Annotated in this window: 14 protein-coding genes; 7 read left to right on the plus strand and 7 right to left on the minus strand. The window is 37.5% G+C overall.

Annotation, left to right across the window (positions count from 1 at the left end):
* Positions 1 to 74: 74 nt before the first annotated feature.
* A complete protein-coding gene (locus NF867_RS15915; protein WP_252589382.1) occupies positions 75 to 3332 on the minus strand; it encodes a S41 family peptidase in 3258 nt (1085 codons plus the stop codon).
* A 151-nt stretch (positions 3333 to 3483) separates the two neighbouring features.
* On the opposite strand from NF867_RS15915, the gene NF867_RS15920 reads away from it, so the two are divergent.
* The 3 genes from NF867_RS15920 to NF867_RS15930 are packed head-to-tail and all read left to right on the plus strand — an operon-like array spanning position 3484 to position 7120.
* Positions 3484 to 4455 carry a YpdA family putative bacillithiol disulfide reductase gene (locus NF867_RS15920; RefSeq protein ID WP_252589383.1) on the plus strand — a complete coding sequence of 324 codons (972 nt, stop codon included), beginning with the start codon at positions 3484 to 3486 and terminating at the stop codon, positions 4453 to 4455.
* 57 nt (positions 4456 to 4512) lie between these two features.
* Complete coding sequence (locus NF867_RS15925) at positions 4513 to 5907, plus strand: DUF1800 domain-containing protein (protein ID WP_252589384.1); 1395 nt, start codon at positions 4513 to 4515, stop codon at positions 5905 to 5907.
* A gap of 13 nt (positions 5908 to 5920) precedes the next feature.
* Positions 5921 to 7120 (plus strand): DUF1501 domain-containing protein, encoded by a 1200-nt coding sequence (locus NF867_RS15930; RefSeq protein WP_252589385.1) that lies wholly within the window; start codon positions 5921 to 5923, stop codon positions 7118 to 7120.
* Between the two features lie 118 nt (positions 7121 to 7238).
* Here NF867_RS15930 and NF867_RS15935 read toward each other — a convergent pair whose 3' ends face one another.
* On the minus strand, positions 7239 to 7460 hold the full coding sequence (locus NF867_RS15935) for a hypothetical protein (protein WP_252589386.1): 222 nt from the start codon (positions 7458 to 7460) through the stop codon (positions 7239 to 7241).
* 217 nt (positions 7461 to 7677) lie between these two features.
* Between NF867_RS15935 and NF867_RS15940 the strand changes: the two genes are divergently transcribed.
* Positions 7678 to 10548, plus strand: a complete 2871-nt coding sequence (locus NF867_RS15940) for a tetratricopeptide repeat protein (protein WP_252589387.1) — start codon at positions 7678 to 7680, stop codon at positions 10546 to 10548.
* Between the two features lie 46 nt (positions 10549 to 10594).
* Here NF867_RS15940 and rbfA read toward each other — a convergent pair whose 3' ends face one another.
* Entirely contained in the window at positions 10595 to 10966 is a 372-nt protein-coding gene (gene rbfA, locus NF867_RS15945; protein ID WP_252589388.1) for a 30S ribosome-binding factor RbfA, read from the minus strand.
* A gap of 158 nt (positions 10967 to 11124) precedes the next feature.
* Between rbfA and NF867_RS15950 the strand changes: the two genes are divergently transcribed.
* Positions 11125 to 11331 (plus strand): RNA-binding S4 domain-containing protein, encoded by a 207-nt coding sequence (locus NF867_RS15950; RefSeq protein ID WP_252589389.1) that lies wholly within the window; start codon positions 11125 to 11127, stop codon positions 11329 to 11331.
* A 25-nt stretch (positions 11332 to 11356) separates the two neighbouring features.
* On the opposite strand, the gene NF867_RS15955 is transcribed toward NF867_RS15950, so the two are convergent.
* Positions 11357 to 12151: a DUF1365 domain-containing protein gene (locus NF867_RS15955; RefSeq protein ID WP_252589390.1), complete on the minus strand. Its 795-nt coding sequence runs from the start codon at positions 12149 to 12151 to the stop codon at positions 11357 to 11359.
* 71 nt (positions 12152 to 12222) lie between these two features.
* Between NF867_RS15955 and NF867_RS15960 the strand changes: the two genes are divergently transcribed.
* On the plus strand, positions 12223 to 12384 hold the full coding sequence (locus tag NF867_RS15960) for a hypothetical protein (protein ID WP_252589391.1): 162 nt from the start codon (positions 12223 to 12225) through the stop codon (positions 12382 to 12384).
* A gap of 42 nt (positions 12385 to 12426) precedes the next feature.
* Here the strand turns inward: NF867_RS15960 and NF867_RS15965 are convergent, their stop codons facing one another.
* The 3 genes from NF867_RS15965 to NF867_RS15975 all read right to left on the minus strand — a co-directional run bounded on the left by NF867_RS15965 (position 12427) and on the right by NF867_RS15975 (position 15101).
* Positions 12427 to 13725, minus strand: coding sequence for an NAD(P)-binding protein (locus NF867_RS15965; protein ID WP_252589392.1), 1299 nt, complete (start codon positions 13723 to 13725; stop codon positions 12427 to 12429).
* Positions 13726 to 13889: 164 nt separating this feature from the next.
* The gene (locus NF867_RS15970; protein ID WP_252589393.1) at positions 13890 to 14279 is read right to left on the minus strand and encodes a RidA family protein; all 390 of its coding nucleotides are present in this window, start codon (positions 14277 to 14279) and stop codon (positions 13890 to 13892) included.
* Between the two features lie 75 nt (positions 14280 to 14354).
* Positions 14355 to 15101 carry an acyl-CoA desaturase gene (locus NF867_RS15975; protein ID WP_252589394.1) on the minus strand — a complete coding sequence of 249 codons (747 nt, stop codon included), beginning with the start codon at positions 15099 to 15101 and terminating at the stop codon, positions 14355 to 14357.
* Positions 15102 to 15660: 559 nt separating this feature from the next.
* Here NF867_RS15975 and NF867_RS15980 point away from each other — a divergent pair.
* Positions 15661 to 17298, plus strand: a complete 1638-nt coding sequence (locus tag NF867_RS15980; protein WP_252589395.1) for an NADP-dependent glyceraldehyde-3-phosphate dehydrogenase — start codon at positions 15661 to 15663, stop codon at positions 17296 to 17298.
* Positions 17299 to 17412: the final 114 nt, after the last annotated feature.

Below are 17412 nucleotides of genomic sequence, written 5' to 3' on the forward strand. Positions count from 1 at the left end.
AAATCCTGCTTTAACTTGTTGATAACCCCTGAAAATAGAAAGAGGCCGTCCTTTTGAGACAGCCTCTTCTTATTTTATTTAGATGCCTTTAGATTATTGCTTTTCATCAACTCTTTAACCGCAGTTTCAATTTGTTGATCTCTTCCGCTTGTTAGCACTGAAGGATCATTTGCCACCTTAACATCGGGCTCCAATTGATTGTTTTCCAAATACTTTCCGTTAGTATCTAACATCCCAACTTGCGGAATTCCAAATACTAAGGTCGGATCAATCTGTGTTTCCCACCAAACGGCAGTACCTGTTCCCGGAACCGGCATACCGATGAGCTTACCCACATTATTGGCCCTGTATGCATAAGGGAACATGTGTGCATCAGAGTAGTTGCCCTCTCCCATTAAAACCACCGATGGTTTTGTCCATTTCTTAAATGGCTCCTGTCCTCTGTGTTTTTCTCTCGGATAAATATCAATGTATTTCTTACCACTTAACAAAGTAACCAAGTCGTCATGCAACCAACCACCACCGTTAAAACGGGTATCCACTATCAGTGATTCCTTTTGACCATTCTTACCCAGCACATCCTCATAAACTGTACGGAAACTTTCATCATTCATTCCACGAACGTGAACATAGCCTACTTTTCCTCCCGAAAGTTGATCAACCTCTTTACGACGGTTCTCTACCCAACGGTTATATAACAGTTCGTTCTGCTCTCCTATGGTAAGAGGTTTAATACTTTCATCCCAGCGTGTGCCATTTGACGGATCGAACAATGAAATTAATGTTAATTTGCCTGCCTTACGATTCAACAGTTTATTGTAGTCTTCATTGGCAGTTATCGGTTGGCCATCTATCTTCTCGATAATTGCTCCCGCTTTTACCTTTGATTTTGCAGTATTAAAAGGTCCTTTAAGCAGAACTTCTTCTACCTTAAGCCCGTTTCCGTTATAGCTGTCATCATATACTAAGCCCAAAACTGCGGTTCTATCACCGCCTTCTGAAGCCGGAGAATAACGGCAACCCGTATGCGAAGCGTTCAGCTCGCCAAGCATTTCGCTCATCATCTCAGCAAAATCATAGTTGTTATTTATATAAGGAAGGAACTTCTTGTAGGTCTTTCCGTAATAATCCCAATCAACGTTTTGTAAATTGGTTACGTAGAATTTCTCCTTTACCTGACGCCATGCATGGTTAAAAATGTATTCACGCTCTTGAGCAGCGCTCAGCATCATTTCGCTGCTAATGCCAATTGGTGTTACCTTTCCACTTTCAGCATCTACTTTCGAAACCCTTCCACTCGAAACCACAAATAATGATTTACCATCGTTAGAGATTTCTATACCTGCAGGACCACCATCCAGCTTAGCTAAAATTTTAGTGTCTTTAGAACGAGGCTCTGTTACCCATAAATCATAGCCTTTTTCAAACTTAGAAAGATAATAGAGCTTTTCTCCATCTGGAGACATAATCGCATCTGATAGATCTGAAGAATTGATCGTTAAACGTAGGCGACGGTCTTCGATACCTGGCAGTTCAATTTTGATACTTTTGTCTTCAGGACTGGCGGTTTTAGTCTCTTTTTTATCTTTTGAATCGGCTTCTTCTGTTTTTTTATCTTTCTTCTCTTTGTCTTCCTGCTCTTTTACCAGATTAAAGTCTGTTTTACTGAGCTTAAATCTATCGAAAGCTTCCTGAGTAAAGAATAATCCATAAACATCTGATTCACCGCCCCAGCTTCCATGGTTTTTCATGCCATCTCGATCGGCAAAATAAATCATCATTTTACCGCCTATAGCCCATTTTGGCGACCCTTCGCTATAGCCGCTCGGGGTAAGATTCGTCAATTTTTGCTTTCCATCGGCAGCAATTAACGCAATATCACTGTTGAAATATTGGTTAGGTTCACTAAAACTAGCCAGTATCCATTTTCCATCAGGCGACCATGTGTAATACTGATCCCCATCTGAATAAGAATAATTGTTGTCGTCTGTTAACAGAGTTCGGGTTGCTTTAGAAGCAATGTTCAACACTCTCAATGTAGTGCGGTTTTCCAAGAATGCCACCTCTTTCCCATCCGGAGAAAATGATGGTTGAAATTCATCCTTATCAGTAGAAGCCACTAAGGTTTCTTCATTCAATAAAGTTGATGAATAAAAATAAGCTTCTTCTTTTCGTTGAATACTAGATTTCAATACATCCCAGGTTCCATCTCTTTCAGCGGCATATAACAACGTTCTGCCATCAGGGCTAAAACTCACAGAACGCTCTTGCGTAGGAGTATTGGTCACGCGCTTGGTAACACCGCCTTCAACCGAACTCACAAAAACTTCTCCCCTGAAAACAAAAGCGACCTCTTTTCCACTTGGAGAAAGCGCCATCTCGGTAACCCCTGAATTAACAGGCAGCACTTTTTCTGTATTATTTCGGCCATCAGTTAAAATTTTAATAGCGACTTTTTGAGGCTGCCCAGCCGGTTTTTGGATATAAATCTCACCGTCGTAGGTATAGCAAAGCGTATTATCATCGGCAGCAGTTAAAAATCGAACCGGATTTTTTTGAAAAGAAGTGACCTTCGTACCATTTCCACCTGTTGCCGTCATTTGATAAACATTCAACGACCCACTTTCTTCACTTAAATAAAAAACCTCACCATTTGCTCCAAAAACCGGGTTGCGATCCTCTCCATTAAATGTTGTAAGTTTATTGTATGACTTTTCACCTATATCATACATCCAAATATCCTTTGTAACCGCCGAGGTATGGTGTTTACGCCATTGGTCTTCGTAGCCTTTATAATCCTGATAGATAATTTTCTTTCCGTCTTTGCTGTAGCGTGCGAGTTCCATTGTATTAGTGTTTACCATACTAGTTTTGCCGCCTCCAACTGGAACACTATAGGTTTCGGCCATGCGTCCATAAGGAAACTGTGCCGAAGTAAATAAATCCTGGCGAACAGAAGTGAAAATTACGTTCTTATTATCCGGGGTGAAATCTGCGGGCAGATCATTTGCCGAATGAAATGTAAGACGCTTGGCATCTCCGCCTTCGGCAGGCATAACATAAACATCAAAATTGCCGTAACGGTCAGATGCAAAGGCTATTGATTTCCCATCATGCGACCAAACGGGCATAAAATCTTGTGCTTCATGCAATGTTAAAGGAATTGCCTGACCACCGCTAGAGGGCATTTTGTAAATATCACCTTTGTAACTAAAAACAATGGTTTTCCCATCCGGTGAGATGGCGGGATAACGCATCCAGAATGGGTTTTCTTGCGCTTGCGCAGAATGAAACAGTCCTAAAAAAGCTACTGCTCCTATCAATTTCTTCATAAAATTATTGATGCTAAAGTGTATATTAACTAAAACTAAATAAAAAATCGCCATAAGCAATGGTGTAACAAGGATATTTCCTTTTGAATTGGTTTGTTTATCCAAAACAAGGCCTTTGTTAAACTGTTAGCTTTCTAAATCTTTATTTATAGTGACCCTAAAATCTAAATATGATGTAATTATTGTTGGTGGTGGACCAATTGGACTTGCCTGTGGACTTTCAGCGCAAAGAGCGGGATTAACCTATTTAATATTGGAAAAAGGATGCCTTACCAACTCATTGTTTAACTACCCGTTAAATATGACGTTCTTTTCTACATCTGAAAAGTTAGAAATAGGAGGAATTCCGTTTGTTTCGAATAATGCGAAACCTAATCGGCAAGAGGCCCTGGAATACTATCGGCGGGTCGCATTTTCTAACCAATTAAGAATCCAGTTATTTGAAGAGGTACTTAATATTTATCCCGAAAATGATGAGTATCGGGTTCAAACATCAAAAGGACAGTATCAAGCATCTCATTTAATTATTTGCACTGGGTTTTATGACATTCCGTTATTAATGAATGTGCCGGGTGAAAATCTTCCCAAAGTAACCCACTACTATAAAGACCCTCATTTTTATGCCGGACAAAAGGTTTTGGTCGTTGGGGCAAATAATTCAGCTGCTGATGCTGCCTTAGAAACGTGGAGAAAAGGCGCAGATGTTACGCTGGTAGTAAGAGGTTCGGAATTAGGTCGAATAAAATATTGGACCAAGCCTGACTTGGAGAACCGCATTAATGAGTGTTCCATTAAAGCCCTTTTCAATACTACTGTTAAAGAAGTTAGAGAATCGGAAGTTGTATTGTTAACACCGGAAGGAGAAAGCAGAATTGAAAACGATTTTGTCATCGCAATGACTGGTTATCAACCAAACTTTTCATTTTTGAAAAAAGCAGGAATAACCCTATCTGATGATGATAAACAATATCCTACCTATGATGCTGAAACCATGGAGACCAATCTAAAGAATGTTTATCTGGCCGGCGTTGTTTGTGGTGGAATGGACACCCACATATGGTTCATCGAAAATTCAAGAGAGCACGCTGATAAAATTATTGAAAAAATTAAGACTGATATTTAATCCCGCTTGATTTAAACCCTTTTTATCTATTGTTGTCATACGTTCAAATATTTGCATATGGAACGATTGTCGATGAGGCAAATTCAGCACTTATATGCCAGAGCCGGTTTTGGAATAACGTATAAAGATCTTCAGCAACTGAAAAATAAACCACTTTTAACGGTTGTAAAGGAACTATTTGAAAAATCCAATGATTACTCGCTTATTGATTTGGACTTTTCTTTAGAAGAAGTCAAAGGGAAAGAAATGATGAGCGAAGAAAACCGTAAAGAACTCAGAAGGCTATTCAAGCAATCAACAGAAAACTTAAACACTCGTTGGATGCAGCAAATGAGTGTTACCGATGCTCAACTGCGCGAAAAAATGACCTTATTTTGGCATGGTCATTTTGCCTGCCGGAGTTTTAATCCGCTTCATAATCAACAACTAAACAACACTATGCGCAACCTTGCGCTCGGTAATTTTAAGGATCTATTGCTCGCAGTTTCTAAGTCTCCCGCAATGCTGGCTTTCTTAAATAATCAACAAAACCGAAAAAACAGTCCGAACGAAAACTTTGCCCGTGAACTAATGGAGCTTTTTACCATTGGCCGCGGAAACTATACCGAGAACGATGTCAAAGAATCGGCCCGTGCTTTTACCGGTTGGGGTTTTACTCCCTTTACAACCGAGTTTGTTTTTCGCACTAAACAGCACGACTTTGGAGATAAAACCTTCATGGGACATACCGGCAACTTCAACGGTGAAGACATTATTGATATCATTCTAAAGCAAAAAGAAACCGCTCGATTCATCTGTCGCAAGTTTTATAAATTCTTTGTGAACGAAAACATTAATGAAACACATGTAAACCAACTTGCCGATCATTTCTACCAAACGAATTATAATATTGGCAGTACAATGTTTCTGATTTTTTCCTCCGATTGGTTTTATTCCTCTGAGAATATTGGCGTAAACATTAAATCACCAGTGGAATTTATTGTTGGCTTAACACGCCAGTTTTATGTAAGTTATGAAAGCACTGATATGCTTTTGTTTCTTCAGCGGGCTTTAGGACAAATACTTTTTTATCCGCCTAACGTAAGTGGTTGGCCCGGTGGTAAAAACTGGATCGACAGTTCTACGCTTATGTACCGCTTAAAAATACCTTCGGTGATATTGAACAATGGCATTATTGAATTAGCCGGAAAAACCGATCCGGAAGAAGAAGCACAAGTAGCAATGATGCAAAAGCAAGAATCACAAATACACCGTAAAATAAAAGCAACTGCCGATTGGGACCACTTTCTTCAGGATTTGCCCCAAAGTATTAGCCGCGAACAATTAGTCGATTACTTTTTAGCCCCCGATCTCAACAAAAGGAAATATGCTTTACTATCAGCTTTATCAGAATCAACTGTAAAGGAAATTATTATTCAATTGGTTTCAATGCCCGAATATCAACTTTGCTAAATCATTTTACTCCATGAAAAGACGAGACTTTATACGAAATACGGCTTTAGCATCAGGTGCTTTAATGATCCCATCATTTTTAAAGCCCTTTGAATTAATGGCGGCTGAAAGTATTGGTTTCAAGCGCTTGGTAATTATTCAGCTTTCGGGAGGTAACGATGGATTGAATACGGTGGTGCCGTTTGGAGATGATTTATATTATCAAAAAAGACCCTCACTTGGTATTGATACTGATGAAGTAATCAAATTAACAACTCTACAGGGCTTAAACCCTGCTATGGGGTCACTAAGAGAGATTTATGACCAGGGATGGATGAGTATTCTGAATGGTGTAGGTTATCCAAATCCCGATCGGTCTCATTTTCGGTCGATGGATATCTGGCAAACAGCAAGTGGATCAAACGAGTACATTTCAACCGGATGGATAGGTCGTTACCTCGATTCTAATTGTGTAGAATGTAAATCGCCTCATACAGCCATTGAAGTTGACGATTCATTGTCGCTTGCATTAAAAGGAATTTCAAATAAAGGTATTGCTGTACGAAACAGTGATCAGTTATATCGAACCACACGAGAGCCTTTTTTTAAGTTAGAAGCTGATGATGCTAAACAAAACATGCTTTCGGAAGACAACCTGGGGTATTTATATAAAACAATGATCGAAACCTATTCTTCAGCCAAGTATATAAATGATACAGCAAAGCGTTATAAAAACACATTCAGCTATCCCATTTCAGCATTTGCTAATGAATTAAAAACCGTAGCTACATTTATTAATTCGGGTTTAAGCACTCGCGTATATTACGTTTCATTGAGTGGGTTCGATACCCATGTGGCGCAGCGAGGGCAACAAAACCGTTTGCTTAAAGTCTATTCAGACGGGGTTGCCGCTTTCATTCACGATCTGAAACAAGCTAATAATTTAGACGATACCTTAATAATGACTTTTTCAGAATTTGGTCGTCGAGTATCTCAAAACGCAAGTGGAGGAACTGATCATGGAACTGCCAATAATCTTTTCTTATTTGGAGGAAAGTTAAAAAAGCCTGGAATCTATAATGAATCTCCGGATCTGAAGACGCTGGACAACGGTGATTTAAAATTTCAGATTGATTTCAGAAATGTATATGCAACTGTTTTAGATAAATGGCTTGGGGTAGATAGTGGCTTAATATTGAACAATAAACGATTTAACCCGCTGACCATTGTTTAATGCCAATAAAAAAGGGCCTTTTCACATTGGCCCCACCGCTTGCGCGTATCTGGATTTGTCTCGATGGCTATTTTAAGAGTTCTACAAATGTACTGTAAATCATTGAAATAATAGAATTTTATTTTAAGCTGAGGTCATCAAAATTGTCCAACAAATCATCCCAACGCTCGTGCAGCTTATCGCTAAAACGGATTAACTGACTTAAATGATTGTTCTCAAACTCTGCATTATTTCTACTACCTATAGAATCCACATGAAAAACAATGCTTGGTTTTTCTTTCTCTTTAATGGCCCTAAATCTTAATTGAGTAGCTTTGGGGTTTACTTTTACTGTTCTCATGAGCGTATTTCTTTTTTTGGCAAAATAAAAATCTTAAATAAACAAGCTGAAAACATACTATTAACATTGTATTAAGAGCACAGTCACTATAAAATTTTGCCTTAGTGTATAATTTACAAACTTTCTTCTAAAAAATTTCCCATTTTGCATTTTGGATATGAATTTGATACTAAATTCGTGCCGAAGCCAATTAATACCATTTATTTTAATTTTAAAAATGAAGACAAGGGAAGTTTATTTAGTCGCCTTATTTTCAGTTATCGGTTTAAAATCGGTAGCAATAAACCCTGATAGCACCATTAATGCAAAACAAGCGCTTGATAAAGAAAGAGCAGCCATCTTAGTCAACAAAGAACTTAAGAATGAGCCTAAAATTGAACGCATGCTTAAACTTGGCATGTGGAAAGATGCTTGGCGTTTATTGTCAGCAGATAAAAACCCTGGCAATGAAATGCGTTTATTAAACGCTGAATATTATCTGGTAAACAACGATTTTAAAAAAGCAGATTCGCTGGTAAGCGAAGTGTTATCTCGGCGAAAAGAAAACCCAAAAGCTTTGTTGTTAAAAGCTCAGCTTCAAACCTGGGCATGGAAACTATCAGCGGCCGCTCAAACGTGTGAACAATTAACCTTACTAAAGGATAAACCTTTGTATGCCGAAGCTATGATTCAGCTCGGCCATATTCGATTACTCCAAAAGAAATACGACGATGCTCTTAAGATTGCAAAAGATTTAGAAAGCCAGTTTCCACAAAATTCTGAAGCATGGTTACTCGAATCTGATGTTCTATTTTGGAATCAGAAACCTGATTTGGCAGAAACCCCCTTAAAAAAATCCTTGGAGCTTGATCCATTCAATGCAGATGCCCGCTTTAATTATGGTTATGCAATATGGCGCCGAAGAGATGCCACTCAACTGACAAAGATGGAAGAGCAATGGCAGCTTGCTGTCGACCTAAACCCTTTGCATTTTAAAACTCATTGGCATTGGGGCAATGGCCATACAACACAAACCTATGCTCGTTATGCATCAACTAATGATAAAGAAGTAAGTTCTGAGCTTGTCAAAGCAGAAGATCTTATTAAAAAGCATCAGCTTAAAGAGGCCATTGAATATACACGAATTGTTGAAAAGAAATATCCATCATCTGTATTACCAGCAATGACCCGGGCTTCGGCCTTTTATATGGCCTTTTCGATGGATAGAACATTGCGTTTGGATTCCGCTCAAGCAGTTTTTCTTGAGATCTTAGCAAAAAAGAAAAACTATGGCCCTGCACATAATGGGCTGGCTGCTGTTATAAAGTCAAAACGCATCCCTTATCTGGCGAGCTATGATTCTATTGAAAATTCACTAAAAGCCCTTTCAATTTCTAATGAAAAAGGCTTTACAGAGGTATTTCCTGATATCAGCTACTATACTGGCGAAACAGCCAAAAAATGGGTGGCCAATCAGCTTTATACTTCTCCCGCTTATTTCCCTCTGCTTTCCAAGCAAGGCTTAACCTTTGCCATTCCGCCATTGCATACCAATTTAGCTTCGGCTATGCATAATAGCTATTTCAATTCTGCTACCACATTCGACAATCGACAATGGATGGATATCAGAGGTGTTGGCAGTGGGGCTGCAGGAATAGAATATGTTGAGCGTGGTGCATATGGTGAGCGAAATGTTTTGTTACACGAGTTTGTGCATTTATTCCACTTGCAGGCATTAACCGATTCTGAAAAGCGAAGAATCAGGGAACTTTATCTGAAAGCGATGGCCGAAAATAGAATGCTCGATTATTATTCGGCTAATAACGAACATGAATATTACGCCCAGGCTTATCCTGCATATTTTGAAGCGGAAAAAGTTCATCCTTTAGACTTTAAATCAATGTGTAATACTGCTGATCTTAAGGCAAAAGATCCGATGCTTTTTCAGTTCATCGAGACAATGGTGAAAAAAGAAAAGGCAGCTGTAGACGGAAACTCACAAGCCATGAAAAGCAATTGGGCCCAGGTATACCTGAATTTATTCAACGAAAAGGGTCAGATTTCATTATTAGATACCGCCCTTAGCTACGATAAGGATTACCTCCCGGCGCTTTTGGCTTATGCTGATGCAAAGTCGTTGCTTGGAGATATTAATACTGCTCAATCAATGATTACCAGGGCTGAAAGCCTTAACAGCAATTATGCTCCATTATATGTTTCTAAAGCGAAGCTCCTAGAGGCACAGTCCCTAAAGCAGGGCAATCCGACTGCATCTTTACATGCAGAAGCCTCTTTATACATCAAAGCTTTATCACTTGAGTCGGATCCAATAATAAAGGCCGATTTGTTGAACAGTACTGAGCAGTTTTATGTGAAAAGCGCTCAAATAGCCGATGCTATTATAACCGCTGAAGACTATATAAAGACTGCACCAGCAGTTTCAACTTATTTAAAAGATATTAAAGATGAGCAGATTGCCTATGCGGCATTACTTCGGGCAGAGCTTGGATACAACGATGCTTTAACAGTTCTGAAAAATCAAGTTGACCAAAAACCACAAAATTATGAATTGCTTGGGCAATATACCGATGCCCTTGCCGATAACAAGAAATATGATGCTGCCATTGCAGCACTCCAATCGTCACAAAAAATATTAAATGCCGCCGGCACTCCCCGTCTAGATTATATGCTGCGTATTGCCGAATACTACTATCAAAGCGGGGATGCTGACTCGGCAGCCTATTTTGTTGAACCATTAATAAAGAACCAAAAGGCGATAGCTGGTTATCAAACTCGTTTTATTAGACTATTGGCCAATTTAAACAAAATGGGAACCGCTGAAAGCTTATTTAATGCTCTTCCTATTGCTTCGGACAATTTTTCTAAAGCTGACTATTTCTATACAAAGGCTAAAATCAGGGAAGGAAAAGGTGAGATGATCGAGGCTTCGGAAGAATATAAACAGGCTATTGCCTTTAATCCATATCATTTCAGTGCAGTTTTCGATTTGATGAAATATTATCGTGCAATGGGATACACAAAAGAAGCTAATGCTTTATATGAAAAATTAATGGCTCTGAAAATAAAACCAGGACCAACATTTAGATAAGATGCTTTAAATAAAAATGGCGTTCCGAAATTCAGAACGCCATTTTTTATTCTTCATCACCCGACTTAGGTTGCTTTTCAATCTCATCAAATAGTTTATTCATTTTCATAACATACTCTTGCGTATCGTCAATGAAAAACTCCAATTCAGGAATCACTCTCACCTGATCTTTAATTCGTTTCCCAAGTTTATACCTGATCTCGCTTTGCTGAGCCCTCACCCCATTAATTGACTGTTGTGCTGTATTATTGTTTAAAAAACTAAGATACACACGGGCCATTCCTAAATCAGGTGTTACTCTAACTTTGGTTACTGTTACAAAATTATTGGGGAACAGAGAACTTCCTTCTTGCTGAAAAAGATCGGCTAAGTCTTTCTGAATTTGACGGGCAAACTTCAATTGTCTTTTCGATTCCATCTTTTCAATTTCATTAATTTAAATTCCAAATCCAAAAAGACCTGGTGGTTTATATTCACAGTTTCAAAGGTAACAACATCAAACTACTTTTAAGGGGTATATTCGTTTAAATATGCCTGTACTTAATTTTAAGTTATCTTTGCTTTTATTTCAAAAATATGACTTCATTTAAAATCAATTCAGAGTACATCGAATTAATTAAACTGTTAAAAGCATGTGGGGTTGCCGAAAATGGCGGACATGCTCAAGCAATGGTCGATGCCGGCGACATCCGCGTTAACGGTGAAATAGAAAAGCGTAAAAGAGCCAAATTAAAACCTGGCGATAAAGTTGAAACCCCTCAGGGCAGTATTACGATCGAGTAAAATTTGTTGAATAAATTGTTGTTGTTTAAGGACGATAGGGTTTGTATACTTCTCGCTGCAGTTCAGGGTTTTCAATTGATTTATAATGAATTATTACTCTGAACATTAGCTTAAATGAGTGCCATCTAAGCAGGCTTGTCATTCTGATGGCCTCAAAAGGGAAAACTAAACTATACCAGAATAAATTAACAGCATTCAGTTTCCGTTTTTTTCCTAGCATGGTACTAACAAAAACCCGTTTACCGTCTTTATTCTGATCATCAATTTTAATTGAAAATATTTTACCGGGTACTTCAAGGTTAAAATGAACATTCTCATCATTCTCAATAAACGGAGATCCATAAAACTTTGGCGTATCTAAGTAAAACCTTTGTCCTCTTAATTTTTCTTTGCCAATGAAATAGTATTTCTTTTCACTCGACTTATGATTAACCTCTACAATTGAACATAATGGGTCGTTATATTCATCCAATAAAAAGTAAAAAGAAACTGGGTTAAAAAGGTATCCGAATGTACTTACATTACTTAAAACCATAATTTGGTTATCTGCAACCTCAACCCCATTTTCTTTAAAACATGAAACGATATGTTCTTTTATTGAAGTCGGTTTTGAATCGCCCTCAGAAGAGGCAACAAGATGATCAGCATCTTTAAAATTAAAAATATTAAACCGATTACGACTAAAAAACCAACGTTTACGGGCTATGGTATCAATTTCATCAAGGTTTAAATAAAACATTAAGTTACCATAATGAAACTTGCTCTTTCGAGGCTCTAACCGGTCGTGCATTATCAAACATTCGTATAGACAAGAATTCATAGAAGTTTTATTTAATTTAACTTATTTTTTAATCAGGCTTTTTTATTTTTGCGCTAAATATTTTAAAAGTTATGTTGTCAACACTAGCGGCTTATCTTGCACCTGCTCAATACGTAATTCCAACGGTTATAAGCATTGGTTTAATTCTTCCTATTTGCATTATTCTTGTTTTCGAGAAACAACGCAAACAAGAGTTGGAAAACCCTACTCATCACGAAGAAAACCATCATTAATATTTGAAGAGGGCTGAAACTATCTACTCAGCCCTTTTCTGATTATGATATTTTCAACTCAGCTATTTTGTATTTTTGACTTTGAAAAACTGCTCCTGCGCAATCAACTGCGGATCTAAAGGTTTCTTCATACTGCCCATTTTTAAAGTAGCTGCCGCAGAAGAATGTTGTTTTTTCAAATTCTTCACTCTCTGGCTGCAGATTTAGTTTTTCTAACTGGTTTTGAGCTTTTGTTGTTTTTAAATCAAACAATGGATGTTCATATTCAACTATTTTCAATATTGCATCCTCATTAACCTCTCCTGCATCATTAACTGAAACAAAATAGTTTTTAGTTAACTCCATCTGCTCAAACCTATTTACCCATTTAATAGCTGTGGCTTTTCCAGAATCATCTATTCTGTAATTGAAAGACGCCCAAGCCTTTTTATTCTCAGGCATTACGGTGCTATCTGTATGAAGTTTGACCGTATTCTTTTCGTACTTGAAGTTTCTTAGCAAGCCGTATTCCAAATTTGTGGCATCGTCTTCTAAAATGCGTAAAGCCTGATTGGCATGGCAGGCAAATATTACCGTATCAAATTTTTCGACCGAACCATCCTCAAAAAACAACACTACAATCATTCTCCCGAATTCAACTTGTCGTTTAACAAATCTTACTTTTTTATTTATTTGAATATCGATGCCTCTTAGTTGAGTCGATAAATCGTTCCAATTTTCAACAGTTAACCAATTTTTGTTACTATTTCTTCCTGAAATGATATAGTTCTTTAAATATTGAATCGGCATTAATGCGGGAAAATCTGGCGCTTTATGAATAGGAACGGCCCAAATTGTTGAAGTAATGGGTATTAAATAATTGTTTAACAATTCAGAGCTATAACCCTTATCCTTGCTATATTGTTTCAGTGTGTAGTTACTATATTTTATTTCATTAGCATCAGATAAACAATCGCTTTGAAATCGTTTGATCTCTAAAAACAATTTCAAATGCCTGGCATTAACCAAATTTTTGCGTTGTGAAAAAAAACCATCTAATCCTTTATCACAAAACTCTAAACCAAACCGATGTTGTTGTATACCAAATGAAACATCCGCTGGTTTAACCCTTGCACCCAGTGTTTTCAATAAAGACAACAAACCTTCCTCCGAATTATTGATTGAATTGAAGGATGTATCAATTGTAAATTGTTTTTGATCACAAGAAATTGAAAAAGATTTAGAGTTACCAACTACCTTTTCACCTTCTTCAAACACTGTAATATTAAAATGCTCTTTAAGTTGAATTGCGACTCCCATTCCCGCCAAACCCGAGCCAATGATTGCTACTTTCTTCTTCATAAAGGTATCATCACATTTGATTTCTGAACTGCTAAAAGTAATCCAATTAAAGCCAAAATGTTCTGACACAGTGTATTTTACGTATAACTACGCATCTGATGTACGTAACGTAGCCGGCAATTTCGATCCTGTTTTCCTCAATTTAATTTACAAAAAACTATGCATTATTTATCCCCAATAATTGCCGTTACTTCAATTTCTACTAGTAGTAATGGATCGATTAGTGCTTTAATTTCTATCATTGCTGTTGCCGGTTTAATGTCTTTAAAAAACTCGGCATGTGCCTTTCCTATTTCTTCCCAATGTTCAATATTGGTTACATACATTCGGGTTCTAACTACATCTTTCATCGTAGCACCAGCTTTTTCGAGCGTTTCAGCTATTTTTTCTAAAATGGTTTTGGTTTGCAGATAGAAATTGCCAACCCCAATAATTTCACCGTTAACTATTGCTGTTGTTCCTGAAACTTCAACCACATTGCCAATTTTAACTGCCCGACTATAGCCGACAATGTCTTCCCAAACAGCACCTGAACTAATGTTTTCTCTTTTCATTGTATTTGTTTGTTTTAATAAAATTATGCTATGGTTATAAAATAAAAAATCCCGCTCGTGGCGGGATATATTATGTTAGTTCGTAACTTTTCTCAATTGGATAATTCGTACCCAATGCATTACTATCATCACTGGGTAAACAGGATCGAATTCCCACCATTTTTTAGCAAAGTTTGGACTATTTGGATATTTATGATGATTGTTTTGAAATAACTCACCTAGCATTAAAAACTCAATAGGAGTAGTATTTTTTGACTTATCGCCGTTTTCAAAATTGGAATAACCGTATTTATGTCCGCACCAGTTTACTACAGCTCCATGAATTGGGCCCATTAACCAATGTATTGGGAGTAACAAATAAAAGAATGGCGAGTATCCTAGTCCAAAAATGAAATAGGTATAAATAGCAACATAAATTAGTCCGATGCTAGCGCGAGTCATCATTGAATCACCAACCTTATCTAACCAAGGCCATTCCGGATAATTTCCTTTAAATTCATTTTCCGGCTCTTTCAAGCGCATTACGTAAGCATTGTAAATACGGCGGGTTTCTAACATCATCGACCATACATCATCAAAAAAGTGTGGAGAATGTGGATCCTTCTCTGTATCGGAATAAGCATGATGCATACGGTGCATAATGGCATATGCCCGAGGGTTTAAAAAAGAAGAACCTTGAAACAAAAATGTCATAAAATAAAATGCTCTTTCCCAAAACTTATTAGTTGTAAACATTTTATGAGATGCATATCGATGCAAGAAAAAGGTCTGGAAAAACAAAGAGAGAAACCAGTGGCACAAAAAGAATATTAAAATTGGCACTTAAAAATAATTAAAGAGTTAACAGTAATTTATTATGAAACTATGCATGCATAGTTTATATAAAATGACGACGGCCTTTTCATACAGGTAAATTACCTTTTCTGAAAAGACCGTAACTATAGTTTTATATAAAAGAACTTCGCATAAACGTTAACCATTGATTATGACCGGAAAGCATCATAATTAGGCACAAAAATTTCGAATGCAAAAATAATTAAATGATTGGATTAATGAAGTTAAGTTTTCCAGACTTTTGGAAGTGCAGAAAACATTTTTGGGGAGATCATTTAAACTTAATTGATCATTGTTTCGTCTTTCAGGCGTTATACTAAAAGACCTATTCTAATTTGCTGGCGGTAATACACCAACGTCCTTTCAAGGGTTTAACATTGATTATACAGAATCACACTAAGTCAATATTATAACTATTATTTTAAATAATTTAATTTTTTAGCTATTTTATTATCAAATAAATCGTATTTTGCGATTTTCATTTCTAAATTTATAAAATATTAACGCTCTCACTAACCCGCAGTGTTTATAGCTTACACCTAAAAGAATGGCAAACGAAAATTCATTTACACAAACTCTAACAAATTTATTTGTTAAAAAAGAAGAAGAAATTCCGGAAGAGTACCGAATTGGAGAGGTTCACCAAAAAGAGTACTTGATCAATGGCGAAATGAGAGCGTGGAATGGAAAAGTTACTGAAGTCTACTCTCCCATAATGATTCAATCTGCCGAAGGACCTAAACGCAAATTTTTAGGTACCTATCCGGTTGGAACTGAAAAAGAAGCCTTAGAGGCTTTGGATGCAGCGATCGCTGCTTATGATAATGGTCGTGGCGAATGGCCTACCATGAGTGTTAGCGATCGGATAGCTTGTATGGAGCGGTTTGTTTACAAAATGGGAGAACAAAAAGCTACCATCGTAAAATTGATTATGTGGGAAATTGGCAAATCGTACGCTGATTCGGTTAAAGAATTTGACCGGACAGTAGAGTATATCAATAACACCATCGATGCTTTAAAAGATCTTGATCGCCAATCATCACGTTTTGCTATAGAAGAAGGAGTTATTGCTCAAATACGTCGTTCTCCATTGGGTGTTGTTTTATGCATGGGTCCATTTAATTATCCGTTAAATGAAACCTTTACAACGCTTATTCCAGCCATTATTATGGGCAATACGCTTTTATTCAAACCTCCAAAGCACGGAACACTTGTTCATTATCCATTGCTTAAAGCTTTTCAGGAGTCCTTTCCAAAAGGTGTTGTAAATACCGTTTATGGGCGAGGCGCGGATGTAACCCCTTGCTTAATGAAAAGCGGAAAGATCAATGTGCTTGCTTTTATTGGTTCAAGTAAGGTTGCAAATGATTTAAAGAAAAACCACCCGAAACTAAATCGTTTAAGGGCTATTTTAAGTTTAGATGCAAAAAATGCTTCTATTATTACTAAAAATGCTGATTTAAGCTTAGCGGTAAATGAAAGTATTTTAGGCTCTCTTTCTTATAATGGTCAGCGTTGTACAGCGATAAAAATCCTATTTGTTCACAAAAGCATTGTCGACGATTTTATTAAGCAACTTAATGAAGCCATTGCGGCCCTGAAATATGGCTTGCCCTGGGAAAAAGGTGTACTGCTTACACCCGTAGCTGAGCCTGGAAAACCTGCTTATTTAACCGAATGTATTAATGATGCGATTGCGAATGGTGCTAAAGTGATGAATGAGAATGGTGGAACGGTGGCCGAATCTTTTGTTTTTCCAGCGGTAGTTTATCCGGTAAATAATAAAATGAAACTTTATCGTGAAGAACAATTCGGGCCAGTTATACCAATTGTACCTTTCGAAAGTTTGGATGAGCCAATTGACTACCTGATTGAATCTCCGCACGGTCAGCAAGTCAGCGTATTTACAACAGATGCTAAAGAAGCAGCGCAACTTATTGATCCGTTGGTAAACCTTGTTAGTCGGGTAAATATTAACAGTCAGTGCCAACGTGGACCTGATGTGTTTCCATTTACCGGTCGAAAAGACAGTGCCGAAGGAACGTTGTCGGTAGTTGATGCATTACGTTCATTTTCTATCCGTTCATTAGTGGCCTCGAAAATGAATGATGTGAATAAGGACTTATTTAACGCTGTTGTAAAAAACCATGATTCAAATTTCCTAAGCACGAACTTTATCTTTTAACGATAAAAGGGCTGCCAAAAATTGGCAGCCCTTTTCATATAAGTCGGGATGGCCGGATTTGAACCGACGGCCTCCAGCACCCCATGCTGGCGCGATACCGCTTTTTATGTTAAT

This window comes from Solitalea agri, assembly GCF_023914155.1.
Taxonomy (GTDB): domain Bacteria; phylum Bacteroidota; class Bacteroidia; order Sphingobacteriales; family Sphingobacteriaceae; genus Solitalea; species Solitalea agri.

Coding starts and splice junctions, on each gene's coding strand:
- NF867_RS15915 (WP_252589382.1), bottom strand. CDS start 3,332: ATGAAGAAATTGATAGGAGCAGTAGCTTTTTTAGGACTGTTTCATTCT.
- NF867_RS15925 (WP_252589384.1), top strand. CDS start 4,513: ATGGAACGATTGTCGATGAGGCAAATTCAGCACTTATATGCCAGAGCC.
- NF867_RS15930 (WP_252589385.1), top strand. CDS start 5,921: ATGAAAAGACGAGACTTTATACGAAATACGGCTTTAGCATCAGGTGCT.
- NF867_RS15935 (WP_252589386.1), bottom strand. CDS start 7,460: ATGAGAACAGTAAAAGTAAACCCCAAAGCTACTCAATTAAGATTTAGG.
- NF867_RS15940 (WP_252589387.1), top strand. CDS start 7,678: ATGAAGACAAGGGAAGTTTATTTAGTCGCCTTATTTTCAGTTATCGGT.
- rbfA (WP_252589388.1), bottom strand. CDS start 10,966: ATGGAATCGAAAAGACAATTGAAGTTTGCCCGTCAAATTCAGAAAGAC.
- NF867_RS15950 (WP_252589389.1), top strand. CDS start 11,125: ATGACTTCATTTAAAATCAATTCAGAGTACATCGAATTAATTAAACTG.
- NF867_RS15955 (WP_252589390.1), bottom strand. CDS start 12,151: ATGAATTCTTGTCTATACGAATGTTTGATAATGCACGACCGGTTAGAG.
- NF867_RS15960 (WP_252589391.1), top strand. CDS start 12,223: ATGTTGTCAACACTAGCGGCTTATCTTGCACCTGCTCAATACGTAATT.
- NF867_RS15965 (WP_252589392.1), bottom strand. CDS start 13,725: ATGAAGAAGAAAGTAGCAATCATTGGCTCGGGTTTGGCGGGAATGGGA.
- NF867_RS15970 (WP_252589393.1), bottom strand. CDS start 14,279: ATGAAAAGAGAAAACATTAGTTCAGGTGCTGTTTGGGAAGACATTGTC.
- NF867_RS15980 (WP_252589395.1), top strand. CDS start 15,661: ATGGCAAACGAAAATTCATTTACACAAACTCTAACAAATTTATTTGTT.